Source organism: Catellatospora chokoriensis (genome assembly GCF_011297315.1).
Classification (GTDB): Bacteria; Actinomycetota; Actinomycetes; order Mycobacteriales; family Micromonosporaceae; genus Catellatospora; species Catellatospora citrea.
The window spans coordinates 104,357-119,492 of sequence record NZ_JAAOTI010000010.1 but is presented as its reverse complement, the minus strand read 5'-3'; the positions used below and the strand labels follow the sequence as shown (position 1 = coordinate 119,492).

The window sequence follows — 15,136 nt, the reverse complement described above, 5'->3', positions numbered from 1 at the left end:
ACGACAGTACGTGGACCCGCTGACACGGTCCACGCGCTGCCCGGTGTCACGTGCGGGTGGCCCGTAACTCGGCGGAACTGTCGCCCGCGGAGCGCGGCTCGCCCGGGGCGGGCACCCGCCCGGCGACGCCACCGCCGGCCCCGTCGGCCGCGACCGGCGCGGGCGGCAGCAGCTTGCCGACCCGCAGCGCGATCTCCGCGGCCAGCTCCTGCTCCTCCCGGGTGCCGTCGAGCACCAGGTAGCGGTTGGGGTCGGCGGCGGCCAGGTCGAGGAAGCCGTGCCGGACCCGCTCGTGGAAATCGAGCGACTCCTGCTCCAGCCGGTCGGCCTCACCGCGCCGGCCGACCCGGGCCAGCCCGGTCGGCGGGTCGATGTCGAGCAGCACCACCAGGTCGGGCTTGAGGCCGCCGGTCGCCCACGTGGACAGCCAGGAGATCTCGTCGACCGGCAGGGTGCGGCCCGCCCCCTGGTATGCCAGGGAGCTGTCCACGTACCGGTCGGAGATGACGATCTCGCCGCGTCGCAGCGCGGGGCGTACCAGGGTCGACACGTGGTGGGCCCGGTCGGCGGCGTAGAGCAGCGCCTCGGCCCGCGGAGCCAGCGCGCTCGCGCCGACCGGCCCGGATGTGGTGGTGTGGGTGTCCAGCACCATCTTGCGGATGCGGGCGCCGATCTCGGTCGCGCCCGGCTCGCGGGTCACCACGACGGAGCGGCCCTCGCCCAGCAGCCGCTGGGCGAGCTGGGCGATCTGGGTCGACTTGCCGGCGCCCTCGCCGCCCTCGAAGACGATGAACACGCCGGCGTTCGCCGAGGGCTCGGCGATGCCCAGCGGACGTCCGCGCATGGAGCCGATCAGGTCTGCCAGCAGCGGCACGCCGGGTTTGTCGTCCATCTGACGCAGCGCCCAGAACCCGGCCAGCACGCCCAGCACCCCGGCGACGGCCAGCAGCACCCGGGTCGACGAGATCGGCACGCCGGTGCTGCCCACGTCGTGCGAGCCGCCCAGGCCGACCAGCACACCGGACAGCGAGATGGCCAGCATCAGCACCACCCGGGTGCCGGTCTGCACGACCGCGAAGACCCGGCCGCGCACCTCGTCGTCGACCTCGCCGCCGAGCAGCGTGGTGCCGGACAGGAAGGCCATGCCCGCGCCGGAGCCGACCAGCAGCGCGCCGACGACCGCCAGCGACAGGTGCGGGGCAAGTGAGAGCAGCCCGACGGACACGCCCGCCAGCATGATGCTCAGGCAGAACCAGCGCCGCCGGGACAGGCCGCCGATCAGGCGCGGGCCCAGCGCGATGCCGAGCCCCAGCCCGATGAAGATCGCCGCGAACAGGATGGCGAAGGTCGCGTCGCCACCGCCCAGCGAGAGGGCGAAGAACTGGCCGGTGCCGATGACCACGCCGCCGGCCGCGAACGCGCCCAGGATGCCGAGCACCAGGCCGCGGACCATCGGCGTCTTGCCGATGAAGCGCCAGCCGTCGGTGAACTGGCGCAGCATGCTGATCTCCTGCCGCGCGCCGCCGTTGTGGCCGGAGATCTCCCGGATGCCGTAGAGCACGACCAGGGCGCTGGCCAGGCGGGAGAAGGCGAGGAAGTACAGGGCGAGGCTCGACGGGCGGGCCCACATGGCCACCGTGACCCCGGAGCGCTCCAGCCACTGGTAGAACTGGTTGAGCCCGGCCAGCACCGCGGCGGCGAGCACCGGGGTGATGCCGTACGTCGTGATGAGGGTGAGCTGGTTCGCGGCCTCCAGCCGGGCGCGCGGGATCAGGTTCGGGACCGCGGCGTCCTTGGCCGGGATCCAGATCAGCGTGATCGCCTCGATGAGGAACGTCGCGGCGGCCGCCCAGCCGACCGTGATCTTGGCGTCGGAAGAGTACAGCGCGACGGTCGGGATGGTGGCGAACAACACGAATCGCAGCAGGTCACAGATGACCATCGTGTAGCGCCGGTCCCACCGGTCGGCCATCACCCCGGCCAGCGGCCCCAGCACCAGCGCCGGCAGCAGGCGCACCGCGATGACCGAGCCGAAGGCAAGGCCCTTCGCGGCGTCGCCGGACACCTGCGCCGAGGCGAACGTCGCCGTGGCGAGCAGGCCGAGCCAGTCGCCGAGCGAGGCCACGCTGAGCACCAACCACAGGCGGCGGAACGGCCGGATGCGCAGGATCGCGCGCAGCTCCGCGCCGCCGCTCAGATCCGCCTGGGCGATGGCGGCCGGGAACGGCGCGGCGTCCGCTCCCTGCGATGGCGTGCTGATGGCCGTACCCTCCCCGCGTCACTGCCCGTCCTGGCCCCAGCGTGCTCGCTGGGCCATGGCCATGGCAATAGCGCCCGGGCGTCCTGCGGCTTCACTCTAGTCCTGCCCCGGCGAGGGCCGACCCTGGTTCGACCCTGAAGACTTGCCACAAAAACGAGGGAGTGGTACGGCCCCTGCCTGTCGTCAGGCCAGCGCGAAGGTCTGGAGGTATCCGCGTACCAGCCGCTTCGATTCTGCCAGCACGGCGGCGTCGCCGTCCGGGTGACGGCGGAACGCGAGCTTGATCAACGCGTCGGCGGCCTCGACCGAGACGGTCAACGCGAAACGCAGCTCACGCGAGTCCGGCGCGTGGTGGAAGCGGATGAGCAGGTCGGCCAGATGATCGGCGATGACCGCGTTGTTGTCGCGCTCCGGGTCGATCAGGTGCACGTCCACCACGTCGCCGAAGTGCAGCGTGCGGAAGCCCGGCACGCTGCGGTGCAGCTCGATGTACTCCTCGATGGCCCCGTCGACGCCGTCCCACCAGTGCGCGAGCTCGCCGGCGGGGATCCGCTCGGCCAGCCGCTCCAGGTAGGCCTCGACGTTGCGCAGGGTCAGCGCCTGCACGATGGCCCGCTTGTCCGGGAAGAACTGATAGACCGACCCGATCGCGACGCCGGCCCGCTCGGCCAGCAGCGTGGTGCTGAGCCCGTCGTAGCCGACTTCGTCGATCAACTCGGCGCACGCGTCGAGCATGCGCTGCACCCGCGCGACACTGCGCCCCTGTACCGGCACCCGGCGCAACGGCCCGGCACTGACAGCTGGTGTGGACACTGATCCGCTCCTCACCGCGGCGTACGTTCCGGGAACCGAACCGGTCGCCACGCTCGCATCGACACCCTACCCAGGGTCAACGACCCTGGGCAGGGTCGGTAAGCGGTCAGCTTGCTGTCTTCTTCGCGGCAGCCTTCTTTGGCACGCTCTTGGTAGCGCCCGTGGCGGCCTTCTTCGCGGTCGCGGCCTTGGCCGTGGTGGCCTTCTTCGCAGCTCCAGCCTTTGTGGCCTTCGTCGCCTTGGCCGCCGTCGCCTTCTTGGCGGGCGCCTTCTTGGCCGGAGTTTTCTTCGGGGCCGGGCCCTTGGCCCGCTTCTCCGACAGCATCTCGCTGGCCTGCTCGATGGTCAGGCCCTCCGGGGTCTGCCCGCGCCGCAGCGAGGCGTTGGACTCCCCGTCGGTGACGTACGGGCCGAACCGGCCGTCCTTGATGACCAGCGGCTTGTCGGTGAGCGGGTCGACGCCCATCTCCCGCAGCGGGGGCTGCGCCGCGCGGCGGCCCCGCTGCTTCGGGGCGGCCAGCAGGGTCAGCGCCTGCTCCAGGGTGACCGTGAAGAGCTGCTCCTCGTTCTCCAGCGACCGGGAGTCGCCCTCGCGCTCGATGTACGGGCCGTACCGGCCGTTCTTGGCGAAGATCTCCTGGCCCTCGGCGTCCTTGCCGACCAGCCGCGGCAGCGACAGCAGCCGCAGCGCCTCCGCCAGCGTCAGCTCATCGGGCACGTGCGTCTTCAGCAGGGACGAGTTCGTCTCACCGCTGGACACGTACGGGCCGTACCGGCCGGACTTCAGCACGACCGGCTCGCCGGTCTCCGGGTGCTCGCCGAGCTTGCGCTCGCCGCTGCCGCCGCCGAGGAACAGCTCGTCGACCTTCTCCGGGGTCAGCTCGTCGGGCGCCAGTCCCTCGGGGACCGACACGCCCTTGCTCTCGGCCGCGGTCTCGGCGGCCTCCGCCTCCGGGCTGCCCTCGGCCTGCCCGCCGCCGGTCGGGGCGACCACGCCGCGCTGCAGGTAGGGGCCGTACTTACCGACCCGGACCACCACGTCGCGGCCCTGCTCGTCGGTGAACAGCTTGATCGAGTTGATGCTGCGCGCGTCGATCTCGCCGAGGTGCTCGGTGACCAGCTTCTTCAGGCCCCCGGCCTGCGCCACGGAGCCCACCTCCGCGGTCGGCGAGCCGAAGTAGAAGGAGGTCAGGAACTCCAGCGCGGTGGCGTCGCCGCCGGCGATCTGGTCGAGCTGGTCCTCCATCGCCGCGGTGAAGCCGTAGTCGACCAGCCGCGGGTAGTGCTGCTCCAGCAGCCCGATCACCGCGAACGCGACGAAGGTCGGGATCAGCGCCTGGCCCCGCTTGATGACGTAGCCGCGGTCCTGGATCGTCTGCATGATCGACGAGTACGTCGACGGGCGGCCGATGCCCAGCTCTTCGAGGGCCTTGACCAGCGAGGCCTCGGTGTAGCGGGCGGGCGGCTGGGTGGTGTGGCCCACCGCCTCCAGGCCCTCCTCGGTCAGCTTCTGGTCCTTGACCAGCACCGGCAGCTTGCGCTCGGCGTCGTCGGCCTCGGCGGACTCGTCGTCGGACGACTCCACGTAGGCCCGCAGGAAGCCGGGGTCGGTGATGGTCCGGCCGCTGGCCGCGAAGTCGGCCTCCTCGTTCTGCGCCGTCGTGGCACGGATGCGCACGCTCACCGTCATGCCGACCGCGTCGGACATCTGCGAGGCGATGGTGCGCTGCCAGATCAGCTCGTAGAGCCGGTACTCCTCGGTGGACAGCTCGTTGCGGACCGCGCCCGGGGTGCGGAAGGTGTCGCCCGCGGGGCGGATCGCCTCGTGCGCCTCCTGCGCGTTCTTCACCTTGCCGGTGTAGCGGCGGGGCTGCGGCGGCACCGCGCCGGAGCCGTACAGCTCGGCGATCTGGGTGCGGGCGGCGGCGATCGCGGACTCGGAGAGGTTCACCGAGTCGGTACGCATATAGGTGATGTAGCCGTTCTCGTACAGCCGCTGCGCGGTGCGCATCGTGGCCGCCGAGGAGAAGCGCAGCTTGCGGGCCGCCTCCTGCTGCAGCGTCGAGGTGATGAACGGCGCGTACGGCTTGCGCCGGTACGGCTTCTCCTCGACCTTGGTGACGGTGAACGGCCGGTCGTCGAGCCGGGCGGCCAGGCCGCGCGCCCCGTCGCCGTCGAGCTGCACCACACCGGAGCCGGGACGCAGCCGGCCGGTGGTCGGCTCGAAGTCCTTGCCGGTGGCGATGCGGTCGCCGTCCAGCGCGATCAGGGTCGCGGTGAAGGTGCGCGGGCCGGTCTCGCTCGCCTTCTCGACGGCGAGGGTGGCGGTGATGTCCCAGTAGTCGGCGGCGCGGAACGCCATGCGCTGCTTCTCGCGCTCGACGACGATGCGCGTGGCGACCGACTGCACCCGGCCCGCGGACAGGCCGCGCTGCACCTTCTTCCACAGCACGGCGGAGACGTCGTAGCCGTAGAGCCGGTCCAGGATGCGCCGGGTCTCCTGCGCGTCGACCAGGTCGCGGTCGATGTCGCGCGGGTTGGCCACGGCGGCCTGGATGGCCGGCTTGGTGATCTCGTGGAAGACCATGCGCTTGACGGGGACCTTGGGCTTGAGGGTCTCCACCAGGTGCCAGGCGATCGCCTCGCCCTCGCGGTCCTCATCTGTGGCCAGCAGGACTTCGTCGGCGTCCTTCATCAGCGCCTTCAGGCGCGTGACGTGCTTCGCCCGGTCCGGGTTGACGATATATACCGGGGCGAAGCCGTTGTCGACGTCGACGCCGAGGTAGGCCCACGGTTCCTTCTTGTACTTCTCCGGCATCTGCTTCGCGCCGGCTGGCAGGTCGCGGATGTGCCCGAGGCTCGCCTCGACGACGTAACCCGGGCCGAGGTACCCCGAGATCGTCTTCGCCTTCGCCGGAGACTCGACGATGACGAGACGGTTCCTGGAAGCTGTCGGCACGTTTCTTCTCCGCAGTGGTCCGGGTGGCTGGCGCCGCCAGAATGATGGCGGCCGGTCTGAGGTGGCTCGGGTCTGAGGTGGCTCGTTCTGAGGTTACGCAGCGGTCGGTGCGGTGGGCGTCGCGGGAGCGACACGGTCCGCGGATGTCCAAGGTAACGCTCAGTGTGCGCCGAGGGTTGCGCACCCCATCGACGTACGGGCACATTCCTGTGACCGCAGACACCATACTCCCCGCCACAATACGGACAAGGGGGATTCCCGGGTGCAACCGTCCCGACCGGTGTGAGCCGGGCTCAGCGCCCGCTCGCGCGCGTCTCCAGCTCCGCCCGCATCGCGGGGAACTCCGGCCACTCCCCGGCCAGGTCGACACCGAGGTCGGGGAAGAGTTTCGCCAGGTCATCGCTGTACTGCGCGCCATCGCGCGGCATGAACAACTCGGGCTGCCCGGCTAATGTGATCTTGACTGGCACCATCGACATGCCGAGCATCCCGTCCGGCCCGGGCGCGCCGCAGACGGTCTTCGCCCAGATCGTGGTGAGCTGCCCGACATTGCTCGCCCCCTCGGGCGCCGCACCGAACGAGCGCACGCTGCACGTCACGGCGACGCCGTCCGGCGCCGTGCGGTCCTTGAAGTCGATCTCCATGAGCTGCCGGACCAGCCGATCGGCGTCGACCGTCAGCGTCTCGCCCGGCCGCAGCGGCATCGCGTCGTCCCCGTCGCCGCAACCGGCCGCCGACGTCGCCAGCAGTGCGGCAGCGAGCAGGAACAGCAGCGGTCGCTTCAACTCAGGCCCATTCGTGTCGGGCGGCGTGCCAACCCAGCTGCATGCGGGTCTCCACGCCGGCCAGGTCCATCAGGTGGCGCAGCCGGCGCTGCAGGGTGCGCAGCGACAGGTCGAGCTGCGTGGCCACGGCCTGGTCGGTGAGGCCGGACAGCAGCAGCGACAGGATCCGGCGGTCCAGCTCGGTGGGCTCGTCGGCGTCCAGCTCGACGTACGGTAACCCGCCCGAGCCGAAACCGGACAGCTCCAGCGGGTAGGCGCGCTGCCACACCGTCTCGAACAGCGCCTCCAGCGCGGCCAGCAGGCCGCTGCGATGCAGCAGCACCGCGCCCGGTTCGCTGCCCGGCGGGCTCGCGAGCGGGGCCGTGACCGGCACCAGGGCGAGGTCGCCGTCGGCGAGGATGAGCTTCATCGGCAGCTGGTCGGCCACCCGCAGCTGCACGCCGCGCTGCAGCGAGTCGACCACCTCGTCGACGATGCCGGGCTCGGCCAGCACCGACCGCTCCAGGACCACCCGGAAGCGCACCCCGCGCGCGGCCGCGGCGTCCTCCTGGGCGTTGGAGCCCGGCGGCACCGCGATGTAGGGCGAGGTCACGAAGTTGCGGATCTCGTGGCGGGCCGCCTGCTGCACCTGCTGGAACCGGTGCCGGATGGCGTCCACGCCGGAGACCACCTCGATCAGCTCGCTGATGCTGCGCCCGGCGACCGCCGCCCGGTGCTCCTCGGCGAGGCTGATCAGCGCCTGCTCGGCGATGCGCAGGCCGTCGCGGCGCTCGGTGATCAGTGCGCCCAGCGCCATCGCCGGCGGGGCGGCCGCGAACGCCTCGCCGCCGGAGCGGATCGCCAGACCCCACTCCACCAGTCGGGAGAGGACTCGCTCCACCTCGGCCTCGGGGCGCTCCAGCAGGTCGGCCAGCAGCATGGCGGTGGCGCTCGGCCGGGCGAGCAGCGCGCGGTAGACGAACTCCTCGTCGGGTTCGAGTCCCAGCGCACCGAGCATCGGCGACCTGCCCCTCTCCATCAGCAGCGGCGGGGAGAGTATGCGCCATACCGGCAGATCTTGAATAGCCCCTGTTCGCGGGCCAGGTGACGGGAAGGGCCCCGGGGAGTCGCCTCCCCGGGGCCCGACACTGTGCGTCATCGCAGGCCGTAGGCCCGGATGATGTCGTGCTTCACGCTGAACCCGGCGTCGGTCGCCGCGCTGCCGCGGATCGACAGGAAGCCGCCGGCCTTGCCGCTCGCCTTGAACGAACCCGACCAGTAGCCGTCGGCGCCCTTGGCCAGGCTGACCTTCTGCCAGGTCTTGCCGTCGTCGGAGGAGACGTCCAGGGTCACCTTGGTGACCTTGCCGGGCACGGTGCCCAGGTCCATCGACACCGGGTGCAGGCGGATCTGCTGCCGGTCGCCGGCCTTCACGTCACCGTGCAGGTCGGTCTCCAGCAGGTAGTCCATGTTCAGCACCGAGAACGGCTGGAACCAGTCCGAGTCGACGGTGTCGGACATGAACGTCCACTCGCTGTGCGTCCGGGTGGACAGCCGGAACTGGTCGGCGGGCCGCTCCGCGTCGAGCACGGCGCGGTAGGGCAGGTTGCCTGCCGGCACTTCCTTCCACTGCATGTCCGCGCTGAACGCGTTGTCGTGGATCAGCGTGTCGCCCTGGAACACCTGCAGGTGGGTCGGGGACTCGCCCCACGGCAGGTAGCCGCCCAGCCGCATGGTGTCACTCTGCGAGCTCCACGGCTGCACGTTCCAGGTCATGTAGTTCTGCGCGCGCGAGTTGTACACGCCGAACGAGTCGCTGAACCCGGGCCGGGTCGCCGGGGCGAACCAGTCCGTCCGGGTGGTGCTGCCCTTGGCGTACGTGTTGACGCCGGACACCATCTCCCACGGCAGCGGGCTGGCGAGGTACTGCGCGTGCGACTCGACCCAGACCTGGTCCGGGGTGACCCACTCGGTGCGGGTGCCGGGGTGCCACTCACGCTCGTGGAAGCCGAGTGACGGGCTCAGCGTCAGGTCGTAGCGGTAGCCCGAGGCGTCGGCCGGCGCGCCGGCGTTGTACCACCGGGCGTCGATCTTGGCGAGGTCCCGCTGGCTCGGCTGGTAGACCAGCGGCTTGTTCGGCACCTGGCCGCGGTAGTCGCGGGACAGGTCGTAGACGAAGCCGGTGTACTCCACGCGCGTGGCGGTGAAGGTGAACACGCCCAGCTTCGCCATGCCGATCAGCAGCTTGCCCAGGTCCCGGTGCACGGAGGTGACCGGAACGGTGGACTCGCCGACGTACTCCAGCAGGGTGCCGGGGCCGTCGTTGACGATGACGACGGCCTTGGCCCCGTCCGCGATCGCGTTGGCGACGCGCTCGGCCGCGGAGACCTCGTCGCTGCGCTCCACCACGGCGATCTTGCCCTTGGCGTTGACCTTCTTGAAGTCGGCCACGGAGCCCTTGCCGCCGTAGACGGCGTCGAGGCGGTCCGTGCCGGTGTCGAGTTTCGAACCGCCCTGCACGAACGTCGGGATGTCCAGCAGCCCGCCGAGCGCGCTCAGGCTGAACATCGGCTCGCCCTTGCGCCAGCGCGTGGTCAGCACGAACTCGCCCTTGGTCATCGGCTCGGTCGGCGAGACGTAGAGGTCGTCGTACATCGGCGGGACCTGGAACGCGCTGCGGACGTCGTACCACGAGTCCATGCCGGTGAAGTGGACGTTGAAGTCCACCTTGCGCTGCCGGTCCTCGGTGCGCTGCGGCGCGTCGGTCTGCAGCAGGCGCGCCTTGCTGGCGTCCAGCACCACCTCGGCGGGGCCCTGGCCGAGCACGGTCTCCGGGTCGACCAGCGTCGCGACGCCGGTGCGGTCCGGAGACTCACCGGGGACGTCCAGATACGACGAGGTGGTGTACGTGCCGGCGGGCAGCCGCAGCGTGGCGGAGCCCTCGACGTACAGCGAGTACGGCCACTGGTCCCCGGCCATGGCGAGGCCCACGTAGCCGGCGGCCGGCTTGCCGTCGCGTCCGATCAGCATGACGGTGAGGTCGTAACGCTCGTCCTCCTTGATCAGCGCGACCGAGGTGCGGGTCACCGGCCGGCCGGTGGTCGCGTCGGTGCCGATCACGTAGCCGACGTGCCGCTGGCCCGCGGCGGCGGCCTGCGGGTCACCGGTCACCGGGACGGTCGCCTTCGCGCCCGCCGGGATGGTCACCGAGGTGGCGCCCAGGGTGAACGGGCCGCCCGTGTTGGTCAGCGCCAGGTTCAGCGTGACGTCGGCGGAGCCGGTGTTGGTGAAGGTCAGGTCCTTCGTGACCGCGACGTCGCTCGCGTCGTGCGGCCAGGTGTAGTTGCCGAAGAACAGCGAGCCGGTGCCGCGCACGCCGGTCTGCACCGCGGCGGCCACGTCGAGCCGGCCGGTGCCGACCTCGTACGGCGAGTAGTAGTCGGCCAGGCCCTTCGCGCTGCTCATCAGGTGTTCCTTGAGCATCGCGCCGGTCCAGTCGGGGTGCTGCTGGGCCAGGATCGCCGCCGCGCCCGCGACGTGCGGGGTGGCCATCGAGGTGCCGCTGATGGTGCGGTAGAGGCCCTCGCCGCCGTCGGTCATCTGCTGCGAGCGGGCCGCGGTGATGTCCACCCCGGGTGCCGCGATGTCCGGCTTCATGCCGCCGGAGTACGCCAGCGGGCCGGTGCTGGAGAAGTACGCCAGCTGGTCCTGCTTGTCGGTGGCGGCCACGGTCAGCGCCGAGGCGGCCGCACCCGGGGTGGAGATGCTCTCCGGGCCAGCGTTGCCGGCAGCGATGACGAACAGTGCGCCGTACTGCGCGGACAGCGCGTCGACCGCCTGCGACATCGGGTCGCTGCCGTCCGTCGGGTAGGTGTCGCCGAGGCTCATGCTGACGACGTCGGCGCCCTGCTGGACGGCCCACTCCATGCCCGCGATGATCCAGGAGTCCTGGCCGTAGCCCTCCACGCCGCCGAGCACCTTGCCGACGATCATGTCGGCGTCGGGGGCGACGCCCTTCAGCTCACCGCCGGAGGCGGCGCCGGTGCCGACGATCGTCGAGACGACGTGGGTGCCGTGGCCGTTGACGTCGTCGGTGGCCGACTCGCCGGGCACGAAGCTGGCCGTGCCGTCGATGACCCCGGCCAGGTCGGGGTGGCCGGCGTCGACGCCGGTGTCGAGCACGGCGACCTTCGACCCCTTGCCCGTGTAGCCGGCGGCCCAGGCCTCGGGCGCGCCGATCAGCGGCACGCTCTCCTTCAGGTTGACCTCGACGCGGCCGTCGAGCCACAGCTTGGCCACACCCTCGCCCAGCGTGGTGCTGCCCTGAGCCGTCGTGCCGGGCTGCGCCGTCGTGCTGCCCTGTGGCGCGACGGTGGTCCAGAACGAGCGGGTCTGCTTCTTGTCCGCGGTCAGCGCCGCACCGCGGATGCCCTTGAGCTTGCGGGTCAGCTTGCTGCCGCGGGGCGCCTTCGGCTCGACGGCAGCCCGGGCCTGCGCCGCGGTGTACGTCGCGATCAGCGGCACGCCCGACGACTTCGCGTCGTCGTAGCCCATCTCGATCAGGTCGGTGACGTTGAACAGCCGCCGGTCGAGTTTGTTCGCGGCGAGCAGCGACGCCGCCTCGTCCGGGATGACGTACAGGTCACCCTTGATCTTCTGCATTTTCACGCCGCCGACGGCGTTGTCCGGCCGGTCCACGTCGGCGATCTGGTTGCCGTCGGCCATCGTGGTGACCGTGACGACGTCGCCGGTGACCAGGGTGACCTTGTGGGTCGCCGAGGGCTTGGCGGGAACGGAGGGCTTGCCCGGTGCGGCCTGCGCGGGCACCTGCAGCACGGTGATACCCGCTGCCAGCAGCGGCACCGCGGTGGCCGCCGAGAGCAGCCGCCATCGCCTGCGCCAGAAGGCGGAAGACTGTGAGGGGGAGAACATGACAACGGTCTACCGGCCCGCCGTCACGGAGTGAATAGATGGCGATGGCGGGGTTACGCCATGGCGAAGGTCCGCCAACCGCCAGGTCGGAGCAGCTGTGTTCGACAGCGTGTCCGGGCCACCTGGACAAATTGGGCATCTTCTCGTTGCGCTAGCCTCTGACCTGCGAGGCGGCATCGGCCTGTGGTCCTGGGCCACGGTCCGGCCGTACGCTGGAACGATCTAGTTGCGCGGCGGAGGAGTGGCGAGGTGGAGTTCCGGCTGCTCGGGCCCGTCTCGGCCCACGCCGCAGGCGAGGCCGTGCCGCTCGGCGGCACGAAACCGAAGGCGCTGCTGGCGACCCTGCTGCTGGAACACGGCCGCGTCGTCTCGGCCAACCGGCTGGTGGACGTCCTGTGGGGCGAGGACCCGCCGGACACGGCCCGCGCGCTGATCCAGACCTATGTCTCCACGCTGCGCCGCACGTTCGCCCGGTACGGCGCCGGTGACCTCATCGCCACCGTCGCGCCCGGCTACGTCATCCGGATCGACCCGCAGCTGCTCGACGTCGAGGTGTTCACCCGCCTGCTGGCGTCGGGACGGGCGGCGGCGGCCGCGGGCGACCAGTCCGCCGCGGCGGACCTGCTGCGCCAGGCGGACGCCCTCTGGCAGGGCCCCGCGCTGTCCGGCCTGGACGCGACCGAGCTCGCCGTGCAGGCGTCCCGCCTGGACGAGCTGCGGGCCGCGGCCGTCGAGGAGCGCATCGCCGCCGAGATCGCGGCCGGCCAGTGGGGCGACCTGGTCGCCGAGCTGACCGTCCGGGTGGGACGCCAGCCGACCAACGAGCGGCTGCGCGGGCAGCTGATGACGGTGCTGTACCGGCTGGGCCGCCAGGCCGAGGCGCTGGCCTGCTATCGCGAGGGCCGCGACGTGCTCATCGGCGAGCTGGGCGTGGAGCCCGGCCCCGAGCTCAACGCGCTGCACCACGCGATCCTGCGCGGCGAGACCGAGCAGCTGGCCGTCGCCTCGCACTCGCCGGAGCTGGCCGGACCGGGCACGGTGCACCCGGTGCCGGCCCAGTTGCCGCCGGTGCCGGCCGACTTCACCGGCCGCGCCGCCGAGATCGAGTCGCTGGCGCAGGCCCTGCTGCCCGCGGGCGGACCCCCGGCCGTGCAGGTCGTCGCCGGCCCGGGCGGCACCGGCAAGTCCACGCTGGCCACCGCGGTCGCGCACCGGTCGGCCGAGCACTTCCCGGACGGCCAGCTCTACGCGGAACTGCGCGGCATGAGCGACGCCCCGGCCGAGCCGGGCGAGGTGCTGTCCCGGTTCCTGCGCGCGCTCGGCGTCGAGCAGGCCCAGCTGCCCGAGGGCCTCGGCGAGCGGGCCGACCTCTACCGCACGCTGCTCGCGCAGCGCCGCATGCTGGTCGTGCTCGACGACGCCGCGTCCGAGCAGCAGGTGCGGCCGCTGCTGCCGGGCGGGGCCGGCAACGCCGTCGTGATCACCAGCCGCGACCGTCTGGCCGGGCTGTCCGGCACCACGCTGACCGACCTGCGCGTGCTGGAGCCCGACGAGGCGCTGCTGCTGCTGCGACGGCTCGCCGGGGAATCCCGGGTCGACGAGGACGTCGACGCGGCCCGGCGGATCGTCGAGTACTGCGGCAACCTGCCGCTGGCGCTGCGCATCGTCAGCGCGCGGCTGGCCGGGCGGCGGGCGTTGCCGCTCAAGCCGCTGGCCGACCGGCTCGCCGACGAGAGCCGCCGGCTCAACCACCTGTCCGCCGGCGACGTCGGCGTGCGCAGCAGCATCGAGCTGAGCTACCGGGCGCTGGACCCCGACGGGCGCACCACGCTGCGCCGGCTGGGCTGGTTCGGCGTGCCCGACTTCTCGCCCTGGGTGGTGTCCTGGCTGGTCGAGACGTCGCCGGCCGCGGCCGAAGAACTCGTCGAGCAGCTGGTCGACGCGCAGCTGGTGGAGTTCGTCGGGGTGGACCGGATGGGCGGGCTGCGCTACCGCCTGCACGACCTGATCCGGCTGTACGCCCGCGAGTGCGCCGCGCTGGAGGAGCCCGCCGAGGATCTCGCCGCCGCGGTGGCCCGGGCGCTGCGCGGCTGGCTGGCCCTGATCCACCGCGCCGCGGTCGACTCGCCGCCGGCCGAGATCCGGTGGCGGCGGCCGTTCAGCCCGCACGACGTGTCGGAGGAGCTGACCGCGCTGGTCATCGCCGACCCCTGGGACTGGTTCGAGGCCGAACAGTCCGCGCTGGCCTCGGGGGTGGAGCGGGCGCTCGCGCTCGGCCTGTACGACCTGGTCTTCGAGTTCGCCTCGGCGCGCAACGCGTCGGCGTTCATGGGCGCCAACCGGTTCGCGGCGCGCACCCGGGTGATCGAGGCGGCGCTGACCGCGGCCCGCCGCGCGGGCAAGCCGCACGACGAGGCGGTGATCCTCACCGAGCTCGGACAGCTGCGTTACGACCAGGACCACTACACCGAGGCGCGGCGGCAGTTCCGGGCCGCGCTGAGCCTGTTCCGCGAGCTGAACGACGTCCCCGGCCAGGCCACCGCGCTCGCCGGGCTGGGCATCGCCTGCCGCGAGCCGGGCCGCTTCGCCGAGGGCGTGCACTTCCTCGACCAGGCCGCGGCGCTGCTGCACGACGCCCGCGACGACATCGGCATCGGCTACTCCCGGCGCATCGCCGGCTCGGTCCGGCTGGAGCTGGGCGACTACACCGGGGCGCTGACCGACCTGACCGAGTCGCTGGCCGCGTACCGGCGGGCCGGCAGCCGGCTCGGCGAAGGGCACACCCTGCGCACGCTGGGTCTCTACCACCGGGCCCGGGACGAGTGGGCCGCCGCCGAGCGGCGCTGCGCCGAGTCCGCCGAGATCTTCCACGAACTCGGCGACGAGCTGATGGAGGCGTACGCGGTGCGCGCGCTGGCCAAGGCGCGCATGCGCCTCGGGCACCACGGCGAGGCGCTGCCCCGGCTCGAGTGGGCGCTGTCGGTCAGCCACACCATGGGCGACCGCTGGGGCCAGGGTGCGACGCTGCGCGTGCTGGGCCAGCTCCATCTCGCCGCGCACCGGCTCGACCTCGCCGAGGCCTGCTTCGACGCCGCGCGCGACATCTGGCAGTCCATGGACGTGCCGGTCTGGCAGGCCCGCCTGGACCTGGACCGGTCCCGGCTGCTGGCGGCCCGCGGCGACACGGCCGGCGCGCACTCGGCACGGGCGAGTGCCCGTCGGGTGTTCCACGACCACGGCGCCCGCGAGATCCGCGAACTCGACGGCGACCGCTGACCCGGCCGGGCACGACGGCCGTCTATTACAGAAAAGTTCCAGCGCCACCTGCGAGTGTCACTCCCGTCGGAGGTACGGGTGGCTCGGCACGGGGCGAGCCACCCGTCCCGGCGTTCTTTCGCGACCGGGCAG

7 protein-coding genes are annotated in these 15,136 nt (G+C 72.1%); 1 reads left to right on the top strand and 6 read right to left on the bottom strand.

All coding sequences use genetic code 11. The annotated features are described in order from the left end of the window. Positions 1–46: 46 nt before the first annotated feature. The 6 genes from tmk to HAV39_RS16680 form a co-directional block, all read right to left on the bottom strand. Positions 47–2,134: a dTMP kinase gene (tmk, locus tag HAV39_RS16705; protein WP_223124418.1), complete on the bottom strand. Its 2,088-nt coding sequence runs from the start codon at positions 2,132–2,134 to the stop codon at positions 47–49. Between the two features lie 309 nt (positions 2,135–2,443). Beyond that, positions 2,444–3,073, bottom strand: a complete 630-nt coding sequence (locus HAV39_RS16700) for a TetR/AcrR family transcriptional regulator (protein ID WP_191840135.1) — start codon at positions 3,071–3,073, stop codon at positions 2,444–2,446. A 106-nt stretch (positions 3,074–3,179) separates the two neighbouring features. Next, complete coding sequence (topA, locus tag HAV39_RS16695) at positions 3,180–6,032, bottom strand: type I DNA topoisomerase (RefSeq protein WP_191840134.1); 2,853 nt, start codon at positions 6,030–6,032, stop codon at positions 3,180–3,182. Positions 6,033–6,325: 293 nt separating this feature from the next. Next, the gene (locus HAV39_RS16690) at positions 6,326–6,817 is read right to left on the bottom strand and encodes a hypothetical protein (protein WP_191840133.1); all 492 of its coding nucleotides are present in this window, start codon (positions 6,815–6,817) and stop codon (positions 6,326–6,328) included. A gap of 1 nt (position 6,818) precedes the next feature. Further along, positions 6,819–7,835: a helix-turn-helix domain-containing protein gene (locus tag HAV39_RS16685; RefSeq protein WP_239120661.1), complete on the bottom strand. Its 1,017-nt coding sequence runs from the start codon at positions 7,833–7,835 to the stop codon at positions 6,819–6,821. A gap of 116 nt (positions 7,836–7,951) precedes the next feature. Next, positions 7,952–11,728 carry a S8 family serine peptidase gene (locus tag HAV39_RS16680; RefSeq protein WP_191840132.1) on the bottom strand — a complete coding sequence of 1,259 codons (3,777 nt, stop codon included), beginning with the start codon at positions 11,726–11,728 and terminating at the stop codon, positions 7,952–7,954. A gap of 249 nt (positions 11,729–11,977) precedes the next feature. Between HAV39_RS16680 and HAV39_RS16675 the strand changes: the two genes are divergently transcribed. Further along, on the top strand, positions 11,978–15,004 hold the full coding sequence (locus tag HAV39_RS16675; RefSeq protein WP_191840131.1) for an AfsR/SARP family transcriptional regulator: 3,027 nt from the start codon (positions 11,978–11,980) through the stop codon (positions 15,002–15,004). The last annotated feature ends 132 nt before the right edge of the window (positions 15,005–15,136 follow it).